This window comes from Thermonema sp., from assembly GCF_026003375.1.
Classification (GTDB): domain Bacteria; phylum Bacteroidota; class Bacteroidia; order Cytophagales; family Thermonemataceae; genus Thermonema; species Thermonema rossianum.
On sequence record NZ_BPHD01000002.1, the window covers coordinates 793,677 to 815,833 of the forward strand.

Here is a 22,157-nt window from a genome sequence, read left to right on the forward strand (position 1 = left end):
ACTCTTCATTTTTGAATGGTTGAATGTTTACTAAACGTCCGCCAAAGATATAGATTGTAAGCAAAGCGCAAAGAAATGAAGTTCTGTTACTTTCTGTATGTTTTTCATTGGCAAAAGTTCATTATCTTTCAATCATCAAGTTGAAAAACATGAAACAAACACCGGGTTTCTGTAAGCAAACTTTTTGGGCAGTGGGGCTGTGCTGCATATGGGCACTCTGCTTCGTCACGCCGCTACGGGCGCAGTATCTTATTGAACGCAGCGAGCGCTATACCCGTCTGTTGGAACTGGGAATTGGGGGCAATGCTTATATGGGTGATTTGAGCAGCCGTTATGACTTTTGGTCGCCGCATGTGGCTGTGGCGGTGCATTTTACCAAAAAAACGAGATGGAACAGCTCATTGAATTTGTTTGTGGGTAGTATGCGCAGCGAAAATTACGCTTACCAAAGCACCGAACCTTCGGTGCGTAGCGTGAATGCTTTTGTAACTGCTTTTCAAAGTTTGCAGTACCGGATATTGTTCAACTTTATAGCCAAAAGGCACTTTCAGGCTTATTTGCAGCTGGGAATAGGATTGCTGCGCTATGACCCTCGCGACTTGGAAGGGAACAGCCTGGCAGATCAACTCGATACCCGCCTGCCCGGAGAAGAATATGGTACAACGGCTGTTGCTTTTCCTTTTGGTTTTGGCTTGCGCTACCTCTTCAACAATGGTTGGGCTGTGCATAGCGAATTGAGTTGGTGGAACCCCACCACCGACTACCTCGATAACATCGGGCAGTTGGGCGAGCGCACCGGTAATGACAACATGCTGACATTCCGTTTTGGGCTGTGCGTACCCTTGAAAAAAGAAGCCGCCTTAAAGCTGTTTCCTTTGCCACCGGTAAGTGAGCCGGTGTATGCGCGCTAAGTCATTGCCTTCACTACTCACTACCAAATGAAAAACAGCCCGGAAATATTCCGGACTGTTAGTGATGTATGTATTACACTATGAATAGTACTTAGAGCCGTCCGATGATTTGACGTGAAATCACCAGCTTTTGAATTTCCGAAGTGCCTTCACCAATGGTGCACAACTTCGCATCGCGATAAAACTTTTCTACCGGAAAGTCTTTCACATAGCCATAGCCACCAAAGATTTGCACTGCCTCGTTGGCAACCCGCACGGCCACTTCCGATGCATAGTATTTTGCCATGGCAGATTGCTTGGTTACAGGCATTTTCCGGTCTTTGAGCGCCGCTGCTTGGTAGGTCAGCAGCTTGGCAGCCTCAATTTCTGTGGCCATGTCGGCCAGTTTGAAAGCAATGGCTTGAAACTTAGCGATGGGCTGCCCAAACTGCTCACGCTCTTTGGCATACTGCAAGGCAGCTTCGTAAGCCCCTTCGGCAATGCCTACCGAAAGGGCGGCAATAGAGATGCGTCCGCCGTCGAGAATTGCCAAGGCTTGGCGGAAGCCGTCGCCTACTTTGCCCAAAATATTTTCTTTCGGCACCCGGCAGTTGTCGAAAATAAGTTCTGCCGTTTCCGAAGCCCGCATGCCCAACTTGTTTTCTTTCTTGCCGCCCATAAAACCCGGTGTGCCGCGCTCTACTATGAAAGCCGTGGCATTGCCCGAAGTGTTGGGCGCACCCGTGCGTGTCATGACCACAGCCACCTGCCCGCTGATGCCGTGTGTAATAAAGTTTTTACTGCCATTGATTACATAAAAGTCGCCATCGGGAACCGCAGTGGTGCGCATATTGCCGGCATCAGAGCCGGTGTTGGGCTCGGTCAGTCCCCAAGCGCCTACCCATTCGCCCGATGCCAGCTTGGGCAAGTATTTCCGTTTTTGCTCTTCCGTGCCAAATTGTAAAATATGGTTGGTACACAGTGAATTGTGGGCAGCTACCGACAAGGCAATGGACGGATCTACCTTGGCAAGCTCTATGATGGCCGTTACATAGGCATCGTATCCCAGGCCTGCGCCGCCATAGGATTCCGGTACCAAAATGCCCATTAAACCCAGTTCGCCCAGCTCACGAAAAAGCTCAACGGGAAAAGTCTGGCTTTCATCCCATTCCATGATATGGGGCCGGATGCGACGCTCGGCAAATTCACGCACGCTCTCGGCTATTTCTTTGAGTAACCCCTCTCTTTCGGTGGTTATGGTGGTCATAGCTTTGTTGTTCTTTGGTGTGTAAAATAGGAAGATTTTTAGATTTTTTAAAACAAAACAAAGTTAAGCAAAATTTGTTTTTCTCTCATCATCCAAAAGCAAAATGTTGGAGTTTATAAAAGGCACAGGAGAGGGGCTTATGCTTGCATTCTGCCTTTGATTCTATTTGCGCAACTGCGCAGAATTTAGTTTTTTTGCAAAGCCTGTCATTCATGCAGATACCAAATGTTTGTGAGCACACACATACCGCCTTCTATTTTTGCGATTATCCCCCTTGGGGGGGATGCATAACACATCTTTTGCACTACTGCTTAGGCTTGCTCACTGCCATATCCGCATACTTGCCGGCACATTCCGTTATCGATTCTTGTCTTATCCGTTCACATAAAAAAGCATTGTAGTTATGTCATATCCGGAGTATAAAGGGCTTGACTTAGCCCAAGTCAACCGTGAAATCTTATCTTTTTGGAAAGAGCACGGCACTTTTGAAAAGTCCGTAAACCAACGCGAAGGAAAACCTTCGTTTGTGTTTTATGAAGGGCCGCCCTCTGCCAATGGCAAGCCGGGCATTCACCACGTGATGGCGCGCACCATTAAAGACCTTTTTTGCCGTTATAAAACACTCAAAGGCTTTCAGGTAAAGCGCAAGGCCGGATGGGACACACACGGCTTGCCCGTAGAGTTGCAGGTAGAAAAAGAACTGGGCATCAAGAAAGAAGACATTGGCAAGAAAATATCCATTGCCGACTACAACCGCCGTTGCCGTGAAACCGTGATGCAATACACCGACCTGTGGAACCGCCTCACCGAAGAGATGGGCTACTGGGTCGATTTGAACAACCCATATATCACCTACGACAACAAGTACATAGAAACCCTGTGGTTTTTGCTCAAGGAGCTTTACAAGAAGGGACTGCTTTACAAAGGCTATACCATACAGCCCTACTCGCCGGCAGCCGGCACAGGCCTTAGCTCGCATGAGTTGAACTACCCCGGCACCTACAAAGAGGTAAGCGATACCTCGGTGGTGGCGCAGTTTAAAGTAAAGCGCAATGAGCAGTCGGCTTTCCTTTTCGACGATGAGCAGGAAGAAGTCTTTTTCTTGGCTTGGACCACCACCCCCTGGACGCTGCCTTCGAACATGGCACTGGCCGTAGGCGAAGATATTGACTATGTGAAGGTGCGCACTTTCAACCCCTATACCCACCGCCCGGTGTCTGTTATCTTGGCAAAAGACCGCTTGCCTGCCTATTTCTCGAAAAAAGCCGAAGGTTTGGCACTAAGCGATTACCAAGCGGGCGACAAGCTGATTCCTTATGAAATAGCCGGGCAATGGAAAGGCAAGGACCTGGCCGGCATACGCTATGAGCAGCTCTTGCCTTTCTTGCAAAAAGAAGAATGGGAAGAAAAAGCTTTCCGCGTCATTATTGGCGACTTCGTAAGCACCGAAGACGGTACCGGTATCGTGCACATATCGCCTACTTTTGGGGCAGACGACGCCCGCGTAGCCAAACAAAACGGCGTGCCTGCCATGTTGGTCGAAGGCGAAGACGGCACCCTCATGCCCACCGTAGATAAAGAAGGGAAGTTCATTCGTCCTATTGGCGAAGCATTACTCAAAAAAATGAAGGAGTTGGGCATCCGGGCACATAAGGAGTTCACCCCCGACGACTTCTATGTGAAAAATTACCTGGATGAAGACGAGTCACAGCCCGACTACAAAAGCACCGATGTTATTTTGGCCATCATTCTGAAAGAAGAGAACAAGGCATTCAAAGTGGAAAAATACGTGCACAGCTATCCACATTGCTGGCGCACAGGTAAGCCCGTCTTGTATTACCCCTTAGATTCTTGGTTTATACGCACCACTGCCCTGAAAGACAGGATGGTAGAGTTAAACAAAACCATCAACTGGAAACCGGCATCTACCGGTGAAGGACGCTTTGGCAACTGGCTCGAAAACCTGGTCGATTGGAACCTGTCGCGCTCGCGCTATTGGGGCACCCCTTTGCCCGTATGGCGTACCGAAGACGGCAGCGAAGAAAAATGTATTGGTTCGCTCGAAGAGCTGCGCGCCGAAATACAAAAAGCCAACGAACGTTTGGGCTTGCAGCAATCCACCGACCTGCCCGACCTGCACCGCCCCTATGTCGATGAGATTGTGCTGGTATCGGACAGTGGAAAACCCATGCACCGCGAGCCCGACCTGATAGACGTATGGTTCGATTCCGGTGCCATGCCTTATGCGCAGTGGCATTATCCTTTCGAAAATCAAGAAGAATTCAAACGCTCTTTCCCCGCCGATTTCATCAGCGAAGGTGTGGACCAAACCCGTGGATGGTTCTTTACCCTGCATGCCCTGGCGGTGATGCTTTTCGATAGCGTTGCCTTTAAGAATGTGGTATCTACCGGCTTGGTACTCGACAAAAACGGCGATAAAATGTCGAAATCGAAGGGCAACGTCATTGACCCCTTCGAAACCATCGGTACCTACGGGGCAGACGCCACGCGCTGGTACATGGTCAGCAACGCCGCCCCCTGGGAAAACCTGCGTTTCGACCTTGCCGGTGTGGATGAAGTAAAACGCAAGTTCTTCGGTACGCTTTACAATACCTACAGCTTTTTTGCCTTGTATGCCAACCTCGATGGTTTTGCATACAAAGAGGCGACCATTCCGGTGCCGCAGCGTCCCGAAAGCGACCGCTGGATTATTTCGCGCCTCAATACGCTCATAAGCACGGTGGAGCAAGCCATGGAAGACTACGAGCCCACCAAGGCAACCCGTGCCATTCAGCATTTTGTGGTGGAAGACCTTAGCAACTGGTATGTGCGCTTGAACCGCAAGCGCTTCTGGAAAGGCGAGTACAATCAGGATAAAATAGCCGCTTATCAGACGTTGTACGAGTGCCTGGTAACCGTTGCCAAGCTGGCATCGCCTTTTGCACCATTCTATGCCGAGCGCCTTTACAAGGACCTGAACGACACCACCGGCAAGGAGCCTTTCGAATCGGTGCACTTGACAGACTTCCCGCAGGTGGAAGCGGCCCACATAGACCGCGACCTGGAAGAAAAAATGGATTTGGCGCAACGCATTTCATCGCTTACGCACGCCTTGCGCAAGCGCGAAAAAATCAAAGTGCGCCAGCCGCTGCACCGCATTCTGATTCCGGTTCTGAACGACACCATGCGCCGTCAGATAGAAGAAGTAGCCGACATTATCAAGGCAGAAGTAAACGTAAAAGCCATTGAGTTTGTAGATGACTCATCGGGCATTTTGGTGAAAACAGCCAAGCCCAATTTCCGTCGCTTGGGACAAACCTACAAGCAGCTGGTGAAGCCAATCGCGGCAGCCATTCAGCAATTTGGTGCCGACGAAATCCGGGCTTTGGAGCAGCATGCTTCCTATGACATTGAAGTAGAAGGTCAAACCATCACCCTGACGCAGGAAGACGTCATCATTGAATCGAAAGACATTGAAGGTTGGTCGGTGGCTTCGGAACGGGGCTTGACGGTGGCACTGGATACCCGCCTCGACGATGCCCTGCTGATGGAAGGCATCGCCCGCGATGTGGTGAATCGTATTCAGAACCTGCGTAAGGATTTGCAGTTTGAAGTACAGGACAAAATAGCCATCCACATACAAAGACTGGATGAGTTATTCAACCGGGCTATAGAAACACACAAGCCCTACATCATGCAAGAAACCCAAGCCTTGCAACTTGAGCTTGTGGACGAACTGCCCGAAGCGCATGTCTTCGACTTGGATGGGCGCGAGCTGCGCGTGGCTGTTTCGCTTGCCGAAGCCATGAAGGCATAGGGCACCGCCACTCAACAGACACACAGCAAAGGGGCATGGCACCGGCCGTGCCCTTTTTGCATGCTTAAAGCCCGTTTGGTTTTTTGTGACTTATCTTCTTTGACCGGCTGCGTGAAAAACAACACAAAAGCGTATTTTTGAAAAATCGCATTACCGGACTGCATGCCCCTTTGTAGCTTGCTTTCAAACTCAATTTCAATATGGCGATACTGATTGCAGACAGCGGCGGTACAAAAACTTCGTGGGTATATGTGAGCCACACCGGACGCCTTGAGCTTCAAACCCCCGGCTTGCATCCCTTTTACATGGGAAGCGCCGACATGCTGCATGTTTTACACCGGACTCTTCTGCCGGCCATGCAAGCACATGCCGCCCCGGAAGCCGTCTTTTTCTACGGTGCCGGGTGCAGCAGTGAAGAAAAAAAACAAATAGTAGCTGCCGCACTCAAGACCTGTTTTCCGCATGCACGCTTAGAAATAGAGCACGATATGTTGGGCGCAGCGCGGGCGCTTTGGCAAGACCAGCAGGGCATAGCGGCTATTTTGGGCACCGGTGCCAATGTGTGTCTGTATGACGGGAAAACCGTCGTCAGTAATCCGCCCAGTTTGGGCTTTTGGTTGGGCGATGAGGGAAGTGGCGCCTATTTGGGCAGAGAGTGGGTGAAAGCTTATTTACACGCCTTGCTGCCGCCAACTTTGCAAGAGGCTTTTCGCATGCGTTACCATCTTTCCATAGAGGACGTGTTGCGGGCAGCTTATCACGAAGCCCATCCCAACCGCTACTTTGCGCAATTTGTGCCTTTCATCAAAGAGCACTTGTCCAATGAATGGGTGGCCGGCTTTGTGCGCCATGCGTTTGAGTTGTTCTTTGAACGTTATCTTTGTAAAATAGAAGGGTACTACTTGTATCCGGCAGCCTTTACGGGCTCGGTAGCTTATCATTTTCAAGAGCTGTTGTTGGCAGTGGCGCAAAACTTCGATGTACAGGTGCAGCGTATAGAGCAAAGCCCCTTGCCCGGTTTGTTGAAATATCATAAAGTCATTTAAGCAAAAAGACTCATATGAGCATAACAGAGTCGCCTTCACATTACGATCATCTCGAGCAAATGAGCATCAGGCAATTGCTCGAGGGCATGAACCGCGAGGACCAAACCGTGCCCCTGGCAGTAGCCAAAGCCATTCCCCAAATAGAAGCCCTTGTGAAAGCCATTGTAGAGAAAATGAAAGCAGGCGGGCGCCTGTTTTATATTGGTGCCGGCACCAGTGGGCGCCTGGGCATTGTCGATGCCTCGGAATGTCCGCCCACCTTTGGCGTACCTCACGACATGGTGATTGGCATCATTGCCGGAGGCGACCAAGCCATTCGCAAAGCAGTGGAATTTGCCGAGGACGACGAGCAACAGGCATGGAAAGACCTGCAAGCTTATGACGTATCGCCCCGCGATGTGGTGGTGGGTTTGAGTGCATCGGGGCGCACGCCCTATGTGGTGGGTGGGTTGCGCGATGCGCAAAAAAATGGCGTAGTGACGGGCTGTATTACCTGCAATCCCGATACTGCCTTGGCAAAGGTGGCTGATTTTCCTATCGAGGTCATCGTAGGACCGGAATTTGTGACGGGTAGCACGCGCCTTAAAGCCGGCACCGCGCAGAAGTTGGTACTCAACATGATATCGACAACCGTGATGATTCAGCTGGGGCATGTGCGCGGCAACAAAATGGTAGATATGCAGTTGGCCAATACCAAACTTATTGACAGAGGTTGTAAAATTATTATGGAAGAATTGGGGCTTTCTTACACCGAGGCAAGAAATTTGCTCGAGCAGTACGGTAGTGTCCGCAAGGTGATTGAAAGCTTTAACGAATAGCCCCATGAAAAAAAATATCTGCTTCGCCATACTGTTTTTTTGTTGCTTGGGCGCTCTCTTTCCGCTGCAAGCACAACAGGAGCGCATTGAACAGGTGCTAAGCCTTGGTTTGAATGACGCCCAAAAAATTATGGAAGCCTACAATGCACCTCTGGGCAGAACCATTGGCTTTGCCATGAGTGACGGTTGGCATGAAACTGCCCAGCCCTTGAAACGATGGCAAAATAACTTTCGCTTTGTGCAATCGTCGGTGGTGTATCCGGCTTATGAGCAGCGCTACAACCTGATTGACCTAAGGCTTGAAAATGGCATTGTCATAGCGGGCGACAGCTCTGCCCCAACAGCCATCGGGGAGCGTGGCGACTTGTCCGTTTTGCGCAACCGCTTAAACGACAGCCTGGTGTTTTTACCGCAAGGTTTGGGGCTTATTTATAAACAATATGCCTTCTTTCCCGCGGTATATCCTCAATTTAGCATTGGTTTGTTCCGCAATACGGAGCTGAGCATTCGTTTTTTGCCCAATGTGGCACCTTTGGTGAGTCCCTTTGTCAGCGACATACCCGACAACATTCAAATGAGCTACTGGGGGGTAAGCCTCATGCATGACTTGAAGCAGTGGATTCCTTCTATTGCTTTGGCTCCTTTCAGTCTGTCGGTGTGGGGGAGCTACTCACAAGCCAACTTTTCCTATCCTTTGGAGCTTCGTTCCTTGGGTGCCGGCGATCCCCGTGATCAGTTGCTGCGCTATGGCGTAACGGCTTATAGTGTGGGGGTGGCTGCTTCTAAAAAAATTGCTTTTCTGACTTTGTTTGGGGGCATGCAGTATGATAAGAGCATCGCCACCAACCGCCTGGAAGGCACCTATAAGGTGGGAGAGGAAATCATCACCAATCCCATAGATCAAACTTATGAAGGGCAACGCATAGCTGCTAACATAGGTGCCAAGTTGCGCATGAAAAAGAACTTTTTGGCAGTCAGTGCCGTGTTAAGCCAATACAGTACTTTGAGTGTCACCATTGGTTTTGGCAACAACAACCCCTAAATCTCTTTTTGAATATTCCATAGCCAGTTGAGCACGATAAGCACAGCCAAAGGCAAAAGCACAGCCGGCCGCCGGAGCCACCGCTCTGCCAGTAGATAAAGGCTATAGGTGAGTGTTTTCTTTTTGATCAGGTCGTAAAGCAAAAAGAAAGGGAGCAAAGCCAATGCCATAAGCGCCGGAAAGCTCAGAGGATTATAGTATAGTGCCCGCTGCCAGTATCCTTGCAGGGCAGCCAACATGCCCCGTGTAGTGCCACAGCCGGGACAGGCTATTCCTAACAGGTTTTTACTCCAGCAAACGCCCAGCTTGGCAGCCTGATGACCAGCGTATAAATGCCAGCTTATCCAGGCATAAGCTGCAAGCACAAGCAAGCTTGTAAAGGCATAAAAGCGCTTTTTTTTCTGAACTTGCAGTTTATTTCTGATATCGGCAGGTGTTTGTTTATGCATTTGGCATGCTTTTGGTTTTTACTTTTTATCAAGAAGTTATTTGTAGATAATATCTTAATGACAGCGAGCATTTGGAAGTTTTTCACAAAGGATGGGCAAGCCTTATCCCTATCTACAACCTCATAAAATTACTGAAAATAGTGGGGCGCCCCCTTTGGTGGATTGTTCTGTTTATCATTCCACTTGCAAACATCGTAGTTATAATCATTCATTGTGTACATTGATTTAGCCAAAAGTTTTGGTAAAGGTACCGGCTTTGGAATTGGTATGCTTTTGGTGCCATTTGTATTTCTGCCCATGCTCGCTTTTGGTGATGCCGAGTATGAGGGATCATCGACAGCTGCCCGGCAAGCATAGGTTGTAGAAACAAACCGCCAATATTACAAAAATAGCAAAAGAGGAAGCAGCCCGCTTCCTCTTCCTTTTTGTTTGGTCATGCAAAAACTACTTAGCAGAAAGTTGTGCGAATCAAAAGATTGTTCTAAATTTGGCAGTCTAAAATTGGGTACAATGGCAAAAACATCAAATAAAGACAAAGAAACGCCCAAAGCAAACGAATCTTTGGCAGAAGCATTGGTGGAAAACCCGGAGGTGGTATTGAACGAAACCACCGATTTCTTAAAGAGGAACCGTCAGCGCCTGACCATCGGGCTGGTGGCTCTGGTGGCGGTGGTAGGTGCCTTCATGGCTTATCGTTATATGAAAAGCACGCAGCAGGAAGAGGCATTGAACGAATTGTTTGCTGCTGAAACCTTTTTTGCCTTGGATTCCACCAAACTGGTGCTTGAAGGCAATGGCAACTATTTGGGTGCCCTGCAAGTAGCCGAGGAGTATCCGATGGCAGAAGTAGAGGATGCTGCTCACTTCTATGCCGGTGTGGCTTATCTGAAAGAAGGCAACTATGAACAAGCCATTGCCGAGCTCAAACAATTCAAAGCAAAAGATGCCTTAGTACAGGCGCGTGCCTATGCACTTTTGGGCGATGCCCACGCCGAGCTGAAGCAATGGGAGGAGGCTGTGGCTGCCTACGAAAAAGCAGCTAAGCACAAACCCAACCCTTATTTTACACCCGTTTACTTGATGAAACAGGCTTTGGCTTACGAGCAGATGGGCAAGTGGGCAGAGGCAGTGGAAACCTACGATGTGATTCTGAAGCGTTTCCCCAATGCACAAGTGGTAAACGAAGCCAAGAAGTACAAGGCGCGTGCGGAGCAGTTGAGCTCTACACCGTCTAATTAAGCACGCATTCAATACTTCAAAAACATACAGATGGGTAGAGCTCTCAAACTCTACCCATTTTTTGTTGATTCACTCAAATAGAGCAAAATCTATGGCAACCCAACTCAAAAATCTAAGCGACTATTCACAAAAAAACATAGGCGACATCAGTGGTAAACGCTTTGCCATTGTGGTGGCCGAGTGGAACGAACAGGTAACAGGCAAACTGCTGGAGGGGACCTATCAAACACTTCTGAAGCATGGAGCCAAAGAAGAGAACATTGTGGTGAAGACCGTGCCGGGTAGCTACGAGCTGAGCTTGGGGGCACAGTGGATGGCACAACGCCCCGACATCGATGCCGTCATATGTTTAGGATGCATCATTCAGGGCGAAACCCGTCATTTCGATTTTATTGCGCAAGCCGTCGCCATTGGTTTGACCGAAGTAGGCTTGAAATGGAATAAGCCGGTGGTGTTTGGGGTGCTCACCCCCGATACTTTGCAACAGGCTTTGGATCGTGCCGGCGGAAAGCACGGTAACAAAGGCGACGAAGCAGCCATCACAGCCATTAAAATGTTGGGATTTGATGCTGTTTAGCCTTTTCTTCATATTACCGCCGATTTTTCCACAGTAAAAAACATACAGCTATGAAAGTACTGAAGTTTGGAGGCACCTCTGTGGGCAGTGCCGAACGCATGCGCTCGGTGGCTTCTATCATTGCCCAAGAGCAAAAACCACTGATGATAGTGCTCTCGGCTATGTCGGGAGTAACCAACCGCTTGGTTGATTTGAGTAATGCCCTGAAAGCCGGTCATTTGGGGCTTGCACGTCAGGCGGTAGCCGATATTGAGCAGAAGCACCGTCAGGCAGCTGAATCGTTGCTTGCCGAAAGTCCGGCACTTTTGCAAGAAGCCCTAACTTACATTGCCGATACCATCCAACTGCTTACCTCATCCTTTGCCATGCCTTGGAGCATTGAGCTGGAGAAAATATTGCTTGCGCAAGGCGAATTGCTCTCTACGCACTTGTTTTACTTTTATACCCGCACGCTGAATTGGGACAGCCGCCTGCTTTCGGCGCTTTCTTTTATGCGTACCGACGAGCACAACGAACCCGATATCAACTACATTCGCCGTGAGCTGCTTGGGCAGCTCGAAGCCCATCCGGCAGAGGTGTATATTACGCAAGGATATATTTGCCGCAATGCCAAGGACCAAATAGACAACCTGCGGCGTGGCGGCAGCGATTATACCGCTTCCTTAGTAGGCGCAGCCATAGGTGCAGAAGAAGTGCAAATATGGACCGACATTGACGGCATGCACAACAACGACCCGCGCATTGTGCCCGATACTTTTCCGCTGCGCAAACTCTCTTTCGACGAAGCAGCCGAGCTGGCTTATTTTGGCGCCAAAATACTACACCCCGCCAGCATCTTACCGGCGCAAAAATATAAAATCCCGGTGCGCCTGCTCAATACCATGGAACCGCAAGCCCCCGGCACCCTCATCACCGACGAGTCCGTAGAGCGCGACATCAAAGCCATTGCGGCTAAAGATGGCATCACCGCCATTAAAATCAAATCGAGCCGCATGCTGCTGGCTTATGGTTTCTTGCGTCGTGTGTTCGAGGTCTTCGAGCGTTACCGCACCCCCATCGATATGATTACGACTTCGGAGGTGGCCGTATCGCTGACCATCGATGATGACACACACCTGGATGAGATAGTGAAAGAGCTGCAAGCCTTTGGGCATGTGGAAGTAGATAAGGAGCAGACCATCGTTTGCATTGTGGGCAACTTCGTTGCCGACAAGCCGGGCGTGGGGGTTGGCATCTTCGAAGCCTTGCGCAACATCCCTTTGCGTATGATTTCCTATGGTGGCAGCCCACACAACATTTCTCTGCTGCTCGATACGCGCTACAAAAAAGAAGCTTTGCTGGCATTGAATGAACACCTGTTTAAAGCCGAACCGGCACGCTCATGAAACTCTACTGCCTGCGCCATACAAGCATTGAAGAAGCCTACGGAGCGTTGTGTTATGGGCAAAAAGAAGTGCCCTTGAAGGAGGCTCTTTTCGAAAAAGAGCTGGCAAAGCTGCAGACTTATCTGCCCGGCCACTTCGATGCCCTGCTTTACAGTCCGCTGGAGCGTTGTGCCCGTTTGGCAGAGCGTTTGCCTGCCCGTCAAAAAATGGCAATACCCGCTTTGAAGGAGCTTTCCTTTGGCGAGTGGGAGGGGGTGCCTTGGAACGAAATACCCGAAGAAGCGCTGCAGGCATGGATGCAGGACTATGTGCACCGGCAACCGCCCGGTGGCGAAAGCTACAAACAATTATGTGAGCGCTTGCGCACGGCCATAGACTACACCTTGGAGTTGGAACAAGAGACCGTGGCTTGGGTGACTCATGCCGGCTGCATGCGTGCCCTGCTTCATCTGCTGGTGAACATACCTTTGCCTATCACCTTCTTTACCAACTTGCAAACGCCTGCTTTGGCTGTTTTCGAGTACAAAGACGGCTACTGGTTTCTTGACTGCTGGAATCCGCCTGTGTAGCGCTTAGCTACCTTGTAAATATGAAAGCATTGCTTTACTTTTGACCAAAGCCTATGTTTCACCTTATAAACCCAAAGCACGATGTCAACCGTCATTCCTTGGCAAACAGCAAAAGAATACGAGGATATTACCTATAAAAAGTGCAATGGTGTTGCACGCATCGCCTTCAACCGTCCGAATGTGCGGAATGCCTTCCGGCCAAAGACGGTATTCGAGTTGTATGATGCTCTTTTAGATGCCCGCGAAGATACCTCCATAGGGGTGGTTCTGCTGACCGGCGAAGGACCTGCCGATGATGGCGTGTATGCCTTTTGCAGCGGTGGCGACCAGCGCGTGCGTGGTAAAGAAGGATATGTGGACGACAATGGCATGCCGCGGCTCAATATTCTGGAAGTACAGCGTTTGATTCGTTTCATGCCCAAAGTGGTGATTGCCGTGGTGCCCGGTTGGGCAGTGGGCGGCGGCCACAGCTTGCATGTGGTCTGCGACCTGACCATTGCCAGCAAAGAGCACGCCATCTTCAAACAAACCGATGCCGACGTAACCAGCTTCGACGGCGGCTATGGCTCTGCCTATTTGGCACGTATGGTAGGGCAGAAGCGGGCTCGTGAAATCTTTTTCTTAGGGCGCAACTATTCGGCACAAGAAGCCTACGAAATGGGCATGGTGAATGCGGTGGTGCCCCACGACCAACTCGAACAAGTGGCGTATGAGTGGGCACAAGAAATTCTGAAGAAAAGCCGTATTTCCATCCGTATGCTGAAATTTGCCTTCAACCTGGTAGATGATGGTTTGGTGGGGCAGCAGGTATTTGCGGGCGAAGCCACCCGCCTGGCTTATATGACAGAAGAAGCCAAAGAAGGGCGCGATGCCTTCCTTGAAAAGCGCAAGCCTAATTTCGATCAGTTCCCTTGGATACCGTAAAAAGCGAAAGTGTCTGTTAAAAGCAGAAAGAGCAGCGCTTATGAGCACTGCTCTTTTTTCATGATTTAAAAAATACGAAAGCGGGGGAAGCATGCTTTTGCCCTGCGGCAAACGCTTACTCCAGCTTCCAGGAGCGCAAGTTGCGCAAAGCGTCGTAGTCGGTCATGTCGAATTTGCAAGGAACAATAGACACGTAACCGTGCTCCAGTGCCCACACGTCAGTATCGTCGCCGGCATCTTCGTTAATGAAGTCGCCCACAAGCCAGAAATAGCGGCGTCCGGTGGGGTCGTAGCGCTCATCGAAGTTTTCTTGCCAGCGGGCTTTGGCTTGCCGGCACCAGCGGATGCCTTTGAGTGGGGCATGTTGGCTGTGTGGGAAGTTTACATTCAGAGCCACATGCTTGGGAATGCCTTGTTCCAACGCTTGGCGCACTATCTTGCGAATCCAGTCGAAAGTGTGGCTGAAGTCGGCTTCATGCGAATAATCGCACAAAGAGAAACCAATAGCCGGTAGTCCTTCGATGGCCGCTTCAATGGCTGCCGACATCGTGCCCGAGTAAAGCACGCTTACCGAAGAATTGCTGCCATGATTGATGCCGCTCACCACCAAGTCGGGCGTGCGGTCTTTAAGCACATAATGCTTGGCAAGCTTTACGCAGTCGGCAGGGGTGCCCGAGCATTCGTAGGCTACCAAGTCATCGAAGATATTGACTTTTTCGAGGCGCAGCGTATCGCCTACGGTAATGGCGTGGCCCATGCCCGATTGGGGGCTATCGGGGGCTACCACAACCACTTCACCGAATTCGCGCATCAGGCGCACCAAGTGGTGCAAGCCGGGTGCTGCAATGCCGTCGTCGTTCGACACTAAAATTAAAGGACGTTTGGAATTCATGGATTTATCGAATCGCTTGGTTATAGTAATTCACTATTTTGATGAGGTCGCCCACTTCGTCGGGGTTGAGCTTGTTTTGCTTGATGAAGTTATGAAGGCGTTCATCCATGCCGGGCAAAAAACGAAACAAGTCTTTTTTGTCTGTATAAGGGCGTATTTCGCCGTTTTCATACAAAAAGAAGGGTTCAAAACGCGGGCGCCGCACAGCCACTGACGGACCGATGACATAAGGCGAGGTGGTAGTAACCATTTGGGTTACCAGGCGCTCACGTGCCAGCAAGGTAACAAAGTCGCCGGTTGTCAACACTTCAAAGATGGCAGGGCTTTTGTAGTTGCTGCCCGGGTTTTTGGCATAGGGCAGCACTATAAACAAACGCTTGCGTTTGTAGTACGTATCGAAAAATTCGAAGTAAAGAATTTGACGGGCGCTAAAGGTTTGTATTTGCTCGTTGCTTGTCTGTAGTTGCACCGCGTCGTTTTCAAGTGTATAGCGTAGTTTGCCACGCAGCGTGTCACCATCGTTATGAATCAAAAAGCCTTGGTGCCAGTGCTCTTCGGCAAAATAGTATTGGGCAGCTGCTTCAAAACCGGACAGCAGCCCAATACCCAGCCAAAAACACAACGCCAATAAATGACTAAGAGGTTTTGTTTTCTTCTTTGAGAATTTCATGTCCCAGTTTGTCGCGTTTGGTCTGAAGATACTTTTCATTATGTGGATTGGGCGTTATTTCTATTGGTACCCGTTCTACAATTTCCAAGCCATAGCCCATTAAACCGGCGCGTTTTTTCGGGTTGTTCGAGATAAGGCGGATTTTGTGCACGCCCAGGTCGCGTAAGATTTGTGCCCCCACGCCATAATCGCGTTGGTCGGGTTTAAAGCCCAAATGCTCATTGGCTTCCACGGTGTCCAGTCCTTGTTCTTGCAGCTTGTAGGCTTTCAGTTTGTTGAGCAAGCCAATGCCGCGCCCTTCTTGATTCATATACAAAACAACGCCTTTCCCTTCTTTTTCTACCATTTCCATGGCACGGTGAAGTTGCGGACCACAGTCACAGCGGCATGAACCGAAAATATCACCGGTAACACAAGACGAGTGTACACGCACCAATACGGGCTCGTCCGGTTCCCAGCGCCCTTTGATAAGGGCCAAATGCAAATCGCCGGTATCTATTTGCCGGTAGGCTATCAAATCGAAGTTGCCCCATTGGGTAGGCAGCTCCACGCCTATTTCCCGTTTTATGAGTGAATCTTTTTTCAGGCGATAAGCAATCAGGTCTTGAATGGACACCAGCTTCATGCCGAACTTATCGGCTATTTTGCGCAGGTCGGGCAGGCGTGCCATGCTGCCGTCGTCGTTCATCACTTCGATGAGCACACCGGCAGGGCGCAGGCCCGCCAAACGGGCCAAGTCAACGGCGGCTTCGGTATGCCCGGCGCGGCGCAACACGCCCCCGTCGCGGGCTTTGAGTGGATTGATGTGGCCCGGGCGCCCGAAGTCATCAGCTTTCATTTTGGGGTCGGCCAGTGCGCGTATGGTCATGGCGCGGTCATAGGCCGACACGCCGGTGGTGCATCCATGTCCCAGCAGGTCAACCGTTACGGTAAAGGCGGTTTCATTGGGTGCGGTGCTTTTGCCTACCATCAAATCCAAATTCAACTCTTTGCAACGCTCTTCGGTGAGTGCTACGCACAAGACGCCACGCCCCTCTTTAATCATGAAATTGACCATTTCGGGGGTGATTTTTTCGGCAGCGCAAATAAAGTCCCCCTCATTTTCACGGTCTTCGTCATCAACGACTATCACTATTTCGCCACGTGCAATGGCTTCGATAGCTTCTTCTATGCTATCCAAACGAATGTCTCCTGCTTGTTCCATCGTAATTTTCAAAGTATAATTGGCAATTGTAAAACAACGAAAAAGGTTGTATAGTTTGAGAAAAAACTGCACCTTAGTTGTGAACTAATGCAAAGATACGTTTTTTATGGAAGCAATACACGCAACTACGGTCTTGGCTGTCAAGCACAACGGCAGCATTGCCATTGGCGCCGACGGGCAGGCCACCTTGGGCAATACGGTGATGAAGTCACATGTAAAGAAGGTGCGCAAGCTGCAAGACGGCAAAGTGATTGTGGGTTTTGCCGGCTCTACGGCCGATGCTTTTACCTTACTGGAGCGCTTTGAAGAAAAGCTTAATAAATTCGGCGGCATCATGGAGCGCGCAGCCATTGAATTGGCAAAAGACTGGCGCACCGACCGCTTTTTGCGGCGCCTCGAAGCCATGATGATTGCCATTTCCAAAGACGACATTTTGATGATTTCGGGTACCGGCGACGTGTTACGCCCCGATGAGGAGGTGGCAGCCATTGGCTCGGGAAGTATGTATGCCCAATCGGCAGCATTGGCACTCAAGCGCCATGCCCCTCACCTGAGCGCGCGCGAAATGGTGGAAGAGGCTTTGCGTATTGCAGCCGATATTTGCATTTATACCAACCACAACTTCACCATTGAAGAACTCGCATCTTAAATTGTAAAACAATAAATTTATGGGAGACATAGGTAGCTTATTTTGGATTATTTTCCTGCTCATATCTTTTCAGCCGGTCATCAGCCGCAAGCTGTTGGAGTCGGCGCGGGTGCGTTTCCTTGCGCGCCTTGAGCGCAAGCGCAACTCAAAAGTGATTTTGTTGATTCACCGCCAGGAGAGCATGAGCTTTTTGGGCTTTCCGGTGGTTAAGTTCATTTCCATGGAAGACTCGGAGGAGGTATTGCGGGCTTTGGAGATGACACCGCCAGAAAAAGATATTGACTTGGTGTTGCACACGCCCGGCGGGCTGGTGTTGGCAGCCACACAGATAGCACGTGCCATTAGCCGCCGGAAGGGGAAAGTGCGTGTAATTGTGCCGCATTATGCCATGAGTGGGGGCACGCTCATAGCATTGGCCGCCGATGAAATCATTATGTCGCCCAATGCGGTGCTGGGACCTCTGGACCCTCAACTGGGCGAATATCCGGCGCCGTCGCTCATACGGCTAAAAGCAATCAAAGACATCAACAAAATCGATGACAAGATGCTGATTTATGCCGATGTGGCAGAAAAAGCAACGGCACAGCTACAGGAAACCATTCGTGAGCTGCTTATCAAGAACTACCCCAAAGAAAAAGCAGATGAGTTGGCAAAGGTATTGACAGAAGGCACTTGGACCCACGATTATCCTATCAACTTTGCCAAGGCACAAGCCTTGGGCTTGCGTGTGAGCGACCAAATTCCGGTGGAGTTCATGCAGCTGATGACCTTGTATCCGCAGCCGGTTCGCACCCGCAATGTGGAGTATTTGGAGCCGGTGCATGGCGGTGCTTTTTCAAAATAGGCAGGAAGAAAGAGCGAATCATAAAACAAACCGGTGCTTCTTGTTCAAGCAGAAGCCCGGTTTTGTCTTTTATTAGCGGCTCACGAAAAGCAACAGCCCATAGCCGATGACCATTAGCCAGTCTTCGTTGCCGCTGATGGCAGGAATACGGACCCAGTCTTGGGCGCAGGCTAAGCCTAAACCAAAAATGAGAATACTGATTAGACGCAGCAGATAACGTGTGTTTTTGTTCATGAGAATAGTTTTTTTGATGGAGATACATTGTAGTACGAAAAATAAAAAAGAGAGCTTAAAAAAGCTCCCTTTTTTTATTCGTTTTCAGGAAAAACAGGCGTGTTACCCATTCATTGACAGCAAGAATTCGCGGTTGTCCATGGTGCCGCGCATTCTTTCCAGCAAAAACTCCATGGCTTCTATGGAGGTCATGTCGCTCATGTATTTGCGCAATATCCATACCCGGTTGAGCTCGTCTTTGTCCATAAGCAAATCTTCGCGACGGGTGCCCGAAGCCGGTATGTCTATGGCCGGATAGATACGACGGTTGGCCAGTTTGCGGTCCAGCTGCAACTCCATGTTGCCGGTTCCTTTGAACTCTTCAAAGATCACCTCGTCCATTTTGGAACCTGTGTCTATCAGGGCAGTAGCGATGATGGTAAGCGAGCCACCATTTTCCACATTGCGTGCCGCACCAAAGAAGCGCTTGGGTTTATGCAGCGCGTTGGCATCGACCCCACCGGACAGAATTTTTCCGGACGAAGGAATGACCGTGTTGTAAGCACGTGCCAAGCGGGTGATAGAGTCAAGCAAAATCACCACATCGTGCCCGCATTCTACCATCCGTTTGGCTTTTTCGAGCACTATGGAAGAAACTTTCACATGACGTTCGGCCGGCTCATCGAAAGTGGAAGAGATGACCTCGGCGCGTACACTGCGCATCATGTCGGTGACTTCTTCGGGGCGCTCGTCGATGAGCAACACAATCAAATAGACTTCCGGATGGTTTTCGGCAATGGCATTGGCAATTTGCTTGAGCAGCACGGTTTTCCCTGTTTTGGGCTGTGCCACTATCAAACCACGCTGCCCTTTGCCTATGGGGGCAAACAGGTCGAGCAAGCGGGTAGAATACAGGTCAGGTTTGGTACTTAGCTTGAGCCGTTCTTGCGGGAACAGAGGCGTCAGGTGTTCAAAGGCAATTCTATCGCGTATTTCATCGGTGCTTCGGCCGTTTACGCTATGGATGCGCAGCAATGCGAAATATTTTTCACCGTCTTTGGGAGGGCGCACCGGACCTACTACCGTATCGCCGGTTTTTAGGCCGAACAGGCGTATTTGAGAGTGAGATACATATACGTCGTCGGGGCTGGGGAGGTAGTTATAATCTGCCGAGCGCAGAAAGCCGTAACCTTCGGGTTGAATTTCCAACACGCCCGTGCAATCCACTATGCCTTCGAAGTCCTTGATAAGTTTGCGGTAATAACGGCGATCTTTTACCGGCTCGGCAGGCTGCGTGTTGGCAGATGCGGTTTCTTGTTCTGCTTTGGGCTCTTCTTTTTCTGTGGGTTCTTTTTGTTGAGGACTTGGCGTCGCGCTTTCTTTCGTAGATTTTGTTTCTTCCTTAGCTGCCGGTGTTTCTTTTATTTTATTGGCATCCGCTTGGGTTTCCTGCTTTGCCTGGTCTTTTTCTTGGGGGGTAGAAGTCTCTTCCGTGCTTTCTTTTTTGGTTTCAACTACATTGGTTCGCTTGCGCCGGCGCGTACTTTTTTTCTCTTCTGCTTTTTCTGTTTTCGCTTCTTTATCTTTATCGTCAGTTGTCCCGGTCTTTTCTTCCGCTGCCTTTTGGTTTTCTTCGGCTTCTTCTTTTTTGTCAGTAACCTCTTTCACATTTTGCCGCTTACGACGCGTTTTGCTTTGAGCATTGGTTTTCGAAGCAGTTTCTTGTGCTTCTTCGGTCGAGGGGGCAGGGTCAGTGGTTTCTGCCGGGGGGGCCAATTTCTGAAGCTCCTCTTCGGGAAGCACCGCTTGCTGGTCCAGTATCTTATAAATAAGCTCTTGCTTAGAGAGTTTTTTGTAGTTGGATAACCGGAGTTGCTCGGCTATCTCCCTCAATTCCGAAAGCAACTTAAGTTTTAGATCTTCGATGGTGTACATACAGGTTTAATTAATTTTAGCTTTTCCTGAAATTCAAAAAATATTAATGAACAGGCTTTTTATGATTTATGGACTCGAAACAAAAAGCTTATGGCCGCTTGTCTGTTTTGATTGAACGATAAGATAAAATGAGGATCGACACAAGATTATCGGTTGTCATATTCTTACAACGACTGCTGCCGTCTATTATACGGAATGCAGTTTCTTCAATTTGTGTGGTTGTTGTTGGATAATAAAAAGATTGAGTGCGCGGACATCCGCAAATATAAAAAAGAAATGCTGTAGGCAAATCCCGGAGTAAAGAGCTTTTGTGTTCTTATAGTGGCGAATTTAGTAAAAATGAATATTACCGGCAAATAAACTGTTTGAATCCTAATCATTTTTTTAATTTGCCGGGAGTTTTACAGAAACAACATTCAGCAGCTTATGTTAACTATACAGCAAATAAGAGAGCAAAAAGAGCGCGTAATTGCCGGCTTGGAAAAAAAACGTGTGGCCGGGGCGCAACAATTGATTGATGAAGTATTGCAGCGTGATGCGGAACGTCGCCAAATACAAAAACAACATGACGATGTGCTTGCCGAGTCCAATCGTGTAGCCAAGTCGATTGGTCAGCTCATGAAAACAGGGCAAAAAGAGGAGGCGGAAAAAGCCAAAGCGCAAGCCAAAAGCCTTAAAGAAGAGGCACAACGCCTGGTAGAAGCGCTGCGCGAGGCAGAACGTAAGTTGCAGGAGCTACTGGCCACCATTCCCAACATTCCCCATGAAAGTGTACCGGAAGGTGCCTCAGCAGAAGACAATGAAATAGTAGAACAGAAAGGCGAAATTCCTCTATTGGGTGAAGATGCCTTGCCTCACTGGGAGCTTATTGTAAAATACGATATTATCGACTTTGAAACCGGTAGCAAAGTAACCGGCAGCGGTTTCCCTTTCTATAAGGGAAAGGGGGCACGCCTGCAGCGTGCTTTACTCAACTTCTTTTTAGACCGTGCCGTGGAAGTGGGCTACGTGGAAGTGCAACCGCCGGTTTTGGTAAACGAAGCATCGGCTTTCGGCACCGGGCAGTTGCCCGATAAAGACGGGCAGATGTATCATATTGAACGCGACAACCTGTATGTTATTCCCACAGCGGAAGTGCCTATCACCAACATGTATCGCGACATGATACTGGAAGAGCATCAGCTGCCCATCAAGCATGTGGGATATACGCCTTGTTTCCGGCGGGAGGCAGGCACATGGGGGGCTGATGTGCGTGGCTTGAACCGCCTGCACCAATTCGACAAAGTGGAAATCGTACAGATACGCAAGCCCGAAGAGTCTTATGCGGCGCTGGAAGAAATGCGGCATTATGTGCAGTCTTTGCTGGAAGCCCTGGAGCTGCCCTACAGAGTGGTAAAACTATGCGGGGGGGATATGAGCTTCACCTCGGCGCTTACTTATGATATGGAAGTGTTTGCTGCGGGGCAGAAAAAGTGGCTGGAGGTGAGTTCTGTGAGCAACTTTGAGTCTTACCAGGCTGCCCGCATGATGCTGCGTTATCGTACTGAGAACAAAAAAACTGAATTGCTGCATACATTGAACGGTAGTGCCTTGGCATTCCCGCGTATTGTGGCGGCCTTGTTGGAAAACAACCAAACGCCCGAAGGCATTCGTATCCCGAAAGCACTGCAGCCTTACACCGGCTTTGACATAATTAACTGAATTGTTTGAATCGTTTTCAGAACAGA

22 protein-coding genes are annotated in these 22,157 nt (G+C 49.6%); 15 read left to right on the plus strand and 7 right to left on the minus strand.

Annotated features, from left to right (window positions below):
* Positions 1-149: 149 nt before the first annotated feature.
* Entirely contained in the window at positions 150-911 is a 762-nt protein-coding gene (locus QVE43_RS08650) for a hypothetical protein (RefSeq protein WP_288006127.1), read from the plus strand.
* Between the two features lie 91 nt (positions 912-1,002).
* On the opposite strand, the gene QVE43_RS08655 is transcribed toward QVE43_RS08650, so the two are convergent.
* On the minus strand, positions 1,003-2,157 hold the full coding sequence (locus QVE43_RS08655; protein WP_288006130.1) for an acyl-CoA dehydrogenase: 1,155 nt from the start codon (positions 2,155-2,157) through the stop codon (positions 1,003-1,005).
* Positions 2,158-2,560: 403 nt separating this feature from the next.
* On the opposite strand from QVE43_RS08655, the gene ileS reads away from it, so the two are divergent.
* The 4 genes from ileS (at position 2,561) to QVE43_RS08675 (ending at position 8,880) form a co-directional block, all read left to right on the plus strand.
* Positions 2,561-5,974 (plus strand): isoleucine--tRNA ligase, encoded by a 3,414-nt coding sequence (gene ileS, locus QVE43_RS08660; protein ID WP_288006132.1) that lies wholly within the window; start codon positions 2,561-2,563, stop codon positions 5,972-5,974.
* A gap of 200 nt (positions 5,975-6,174) precedes the next feature.
* The gene (locus tag QVE43_RS08665; RefSeq protein WP_288006133.1) at positions 6,175-7,020 is read left to right on the plus strand and encodes an N-acetylglucosamine kinase; all 846 of its coding nucleotides are present in this window, start codon (positions 6,175-6,177) and stop codon (positions 7,018-7,020) included.
* A gap of 14 nt (positions 7,021-7,034) precedes the next feature.
* Complete coding sequence (gene murQ / locus QVE43_RS08670; protein WP_288006134.1) at positions 7,035-7,838, plus strand: N-acetylmuramic acid 6-phosphate etherase; 804 nt, start codon at positions 7,035-7,037, stop codon at positions 7,836-7,838.
* A 4-nt stretch (positions 7,839-7,842) separates the two neighbouring features.
* The gene (locus tag QVE43_RS08675) at positions 7,843-8,880 is read left to right on the plus strand and encodes a DUF6588 family protein (protein WP_288006136.1); all 1,038 of its coding nucleotides are present in this window, start codon (positions 7,843-7,845) and stop codon (positions 8,878-8,880) included.
* Here the strand turns inward: QVE43_RS08675 and QVE43_RS08680 are convergent.
* On the minus strand, positions 8,877-9,329 hold the full coding sequence (locus QVE43_RS08680) for a DUF2752 domain-containing protein (RefSeq protein ID WP_288006138.1): 453 nt from the start codon (positions 9,327-9,329) through the stop codon (positions 8,877-8,879). The genes QVE43_RS08675 and QVE43_RS08680 overlap by 4 nt on opposite strands.
* Before the next feature lie 140 nt (positions 9,330-9,469).
* Here QVE43_RS08680 and QVE43_RS12585 point away from each other — a divergent pair, with 140 nt between their 5' ends.
* The 7 genes from QVE43_RS12585 (at position 9,470) to QVE43_RS08705 (ending at position 14,023) form a co-directional block, all read left to right on the plus strand.
* Positions 9,470-9,553 (plus strand): hypothetical protein, encoded by an 84-nt coding sequence (locus QVE43_RS12585; RefSeq protein ID WP_374758347.1) that lies wholly within the window; start codon positions 9,470-9,472, stop codon positions 9,551-9,553.
* Positions 9,543-9,686: a DUF5684 domain-containing protein gene (locus tag QVE43_RS12590; protein ID WP_374758343.1), complete on the plus strand. Its 144-nt coding sequence runs from the start codon at positions 9,543-9,545 to the stop codon at positions 9,684-9,686. The genes QVE43_RS12585 and QVE43_RS12590 overlap by 11 nt, the downstream gene beginning before the upstream one ends.
* 153 nt (positions 9,687-9,839) lie before the next feature.
* Complete coding sequence (locus tag QVE43_RS08685) at positions 9,840-10,568, plus strand: tol-pal system YbgF family protein (RefSeq protein ID WP_288006140.1); 729 nt, start codon at positions 9,840-9,842, stop codon at positions 10,566-10,568.
* A gap of 91 nt (positions 10,569-10,659) precedes the next feature.
* Positions 10,660-11,145, plus strand: coding sequence for a 6,7-dimethyl-8-ribityllumazine synthase (gene ribH, locus QVE43_RS08690; protein WP_288006142.1), 486 nt, complete (start codon positions 10,660-10,662; stop codon positions 11,143-11,145).
* A 50-nt stretch (positions 11,146-11,195) separates the two neighbouring features.
* On the plus strand, positions 11,196-12,530 hold the full coding sequence (locus tag QVE43_RS08695) for an aspartate kinase (RefSeq protein ID WP_288006144.1): 1,335 nt from the start codon (positions 11,196-11,198) through the stop codon (positions 12,528-12,530).
* On the plus strand, positions 12,527-13,099 hold the full coding sequence (locus QVE43_RS08700) for a histidine phosphatase family protein (RefSeq protein WP_051633360.1): 573 nt from the start codon (positions 12,527-12,529) through the stop codon (positions 13,097-13,099). The genes QVE43_RS08695 and QVE43_RS08700 overlap by 4 nt, the downstream gene beginning before the upstream one ends.
* An 81-nt stretch (positions 13,100-13,180) precedes the next feature.
* Positions 13,181-14,023: a 1,4-dihydroxy-2-naphthoyl-CoA synthase gene (locus QVE43_RS08705; protein WP_211245251.1), complete on the plus strand. Its 843-nt coding sequence runs from the start codon at positions 13,181-13,183 to the stop codon at positions 14,021-14,023.
* Between the two features lie 115 nt (positions 14,024-14,138).
* Here QVE43_RS08705 and surE read toward each other — a convergent pair whose 3' ends face one another.
* The 3 genes from surE to QVE43_RS08720 are packed head-to-tail and all read right to left on the minus strand — an operon-like array spanning position 14,139 to position 16,789.
* Positions 14,139-14,915 carry a 5'/3'-nucleotidase SurE gene (gene surE / locus QVE43_RS08710; protein ID WP_288006148.1) on the minus strand — a complete coding sequence of 259 codons (777 nt, stop codon included), beginning with the start codon at positions 14,913-14,915 and terminating at the stop codon, positions 14,139-14,141.
* 4 nt (positions 14,916-14,919) lie between these two features.
* On the minus strand, positions 14,920-15,585 hold the full coding sequence (locus QVE43_RS08715) for a hypothetical protein (RefSeq protein ID WP_288006150.1): 666 nt from the start codon (positions 15,583-15,585) through the stop codon (positions 14,920-14,922).
* The gene (locus tag QVE43_RS08720; RefSeq protein WP_288006152.1) at positions 15,551-16,789 is read right to left on the minus strand and encodes a bifunctional 3,4-dihydroxy-2-butanone-4-phosphate synthase/GTP cyclohydrolase II; all 1,239 of its coding nucleotides are present in this window, start codon (positions 16,787-16,789) and stop codon (positions 15,551-15,553) included. The genes QVE43_RS08715 and QVE43_RS08720 overlap by 35 nt, the downstream gene beginning before the upstream one ends.
* A gap of 106 nt (positions 16,790-16,895) precedes the next feature.
* On the opposite strand from QVE43_RS08720, the gene hslV reads away from it, so the two are divergent.
* On the plus strand, positions 16,896-17,438 hold the full coding sequence (gene hslV / locus QVE43_RS08725) for an ATP-dependent protease subunit HslV (protein WP_288006155.1): 543 nt from the start codon (positions 16,896-16,898) through the stop codon (positions 17,436-17,438).
* Positions 17,439-17,457: 19 nt separating this feature from the next.
* A complete protein-coding gene (locus QVE43_RS08730) occupies positions 17,458-18,282 on the plus strand; it encodes an ATP-dependent Clp protease proteolytic subunit (protein WP_038032514.1) in 825 nt (274 codons plus the stop codon).
* 72 nt (positions 18,283-18,354) lie between these two features.
* Here QVE43_RS08730 and QVE43_RS08735 read toward each other — a convergent pair whose 3' ends face one another.
* Together QVE43_RS08735 and rho are read right to left on the minus strand one after the other, a co-directional pair.
* Entirely contained in the window at positions 18,355-18,516 is a 162-nt protein-coding gene (locus QVE43_RS08735; protein WP_157630148.1) for a hypothetical protein, read from the minus strand.
* A gap of 102 nt (positions 18,517-18,618) precedes the next feature.
* On the minus strand, positions 18,619-20,430 hold the full coding sequence (gene rho / locus QVE43_RS08740) for a transcription termination factor Rho (RefSeq protein ID WP_288006160.1): 1,812 nt from the start codon (positions 20,428-20,430) through the stop codon (positions 18,619-18,621).
* A 426-nt stretch (positions 20,431-20,856) separates the two neighbouring features.
* Between rho and serS the strand changes: the two genes are divergently transcribed.
* Complete coding sequence (serS, locus tag QVE43_RS08745; protein WP_288006163.1) at positions 20,857-22,131, plus strand: serine--tRNA ligase; 1,275 nt, start codon at positions 20,857-20,859, stop codon at positions 22,129-22,131.
* The last annotated feature ends 26 nt before the right edge of the window (positions 22,132-22,157 follow it).

Bases quoted from the DNA above. Each gene is read 5' to 3' on its own strand.
- QVE43_RS08650 (WP_288006127.1), top strand. From the start codon at position 150: ATGAAACAAACACCGGGTTTCTGTAAGCAAACTTTTTGGGCAGTGGGG.
- hslV (WP_288006155.1), top strand. From the start codon at position 16,896: ATGGAAGCAATACACGCAACTACGGTCTTGGCTGTCAAGCACAACGGC.
- serS (WP_288006163.1), top strand. From the start codon at position 20,857: ATGTTAACTATACAGCAAATAAGAGAGCAAAAAGAGCGCGTAATTGCC.
- QVE43_RS08700 (WP_051633360.1), top strand. From the start codon at position 12,527: ATGAAACTCTACTGCCTGCGCCATACAAGCATTGAAGAAGCCTACGGA.
- QVE43_RS08675 (WP_288006136.1), top strand. From the start codon at position 7,843: ATGAAAAAAAATATCTGCTTCGCCATACTGTTTTTTTGTTGCTTGGGC.
- QVE43_RS08730 (WP_038032514.1), top strand. From the start codon at position 17,458: ATGGGAGACATAGGTAGCTTATTTTGGATTATTTTCCTGCTCATATCT.
- rho (WP_288006160.1), bottom strand. From the start codon at position 20,430: ATGTACACCATCGAAGATCTAAAACTTAAGTTGCTTTCGGAATTGAGG.
- ileS (WP_288006132.1), top strand. From the start codon at position 2,561: ATGTCATATCCGGAGTATAAAGGGCTTGACTTAGCCCAAGTCAACCGT.
- QVE43_RS08665 (WP_288006133.1), top strand. From the start codon at position 6,175: ATGGCGATACTGATTGCAGACAGCGGCGGTACAAAAACTTCGTGGGTA.
- QVE43_RS08655 (WP_288006130.1), bottom strand. From the start codon at position 2,157: ATGACCACCATAACCACCGAAAGAGAGGGGTTACTCAAAGAAATAGCC.
- QVE43_RS08735 (WP_157630148.1), bottom strand. From the start codon at position 18,516: ATGAACAAAAACACACGTTATCTGCTGCGTCTAATCAGTATTCTCATT.
- QVE43_RS08680 (WP_288006138.1), bottom strand. From the start codon at position 9,329: ATGCATAAACAAACACCTGCCGATATCAGAAATAAACTGCAAGTTCAG.
- QVE43_RS08695 (WP_288006144.1), top strand. From the start codon at position 11,196: ATGAAAGTACTGAAGTTTGGAGGCACCTCTGTGGGCAGTGCCGAACGC.
- murQ (WP_288006134.1), top strand. From the start codon at position 7,035: ATGAGCATAACAGAGTCGCCTTCACATTACGATCATCTCGAGCAAATG.
- QVE43_RS08720 (WP_288006152.1), bottom strand. From the start codon at position 16,789: ATGGAACAAGCAGGAGACATTCGTTTGGATAGCATAGAAGAAGCTATC.
- surE (WP_288006148.1), bottom strand. From the start codon at position 14,915: ATGAATTCCAAACGTCCTTTAATTTTAGTGTCGAACGACGACGGCATT.
- QVE43_RS08715 (WP_288006150.1), bottom strand. From the start codon at position 15,585: ATGAAATTCTCAAAGAAGAAAACAAAACCTCTTAGTCATTTATTGGCG.
- QVE43_RS08685 (WP_288006140.1), top strand. From the start codon at position 9,840: ATGGCAAAAACATCAAATAAAGACAAAGAAACGCCCAAAGCAAACGAA.
- ribH (WP_288006142.1), top strand. From the start codon at position 10,660: ATGGCAACCCAACTCAAAAATCTAAGCGACTATTCACAAAAAAACATA.
- QVE43_RS08705 (WP_211245251.1), top strand. From the start codon at position 13,181: ATGTCAACCGTCATTCCTTGGCAAACAGCAAAAGAATACGAGGATATT.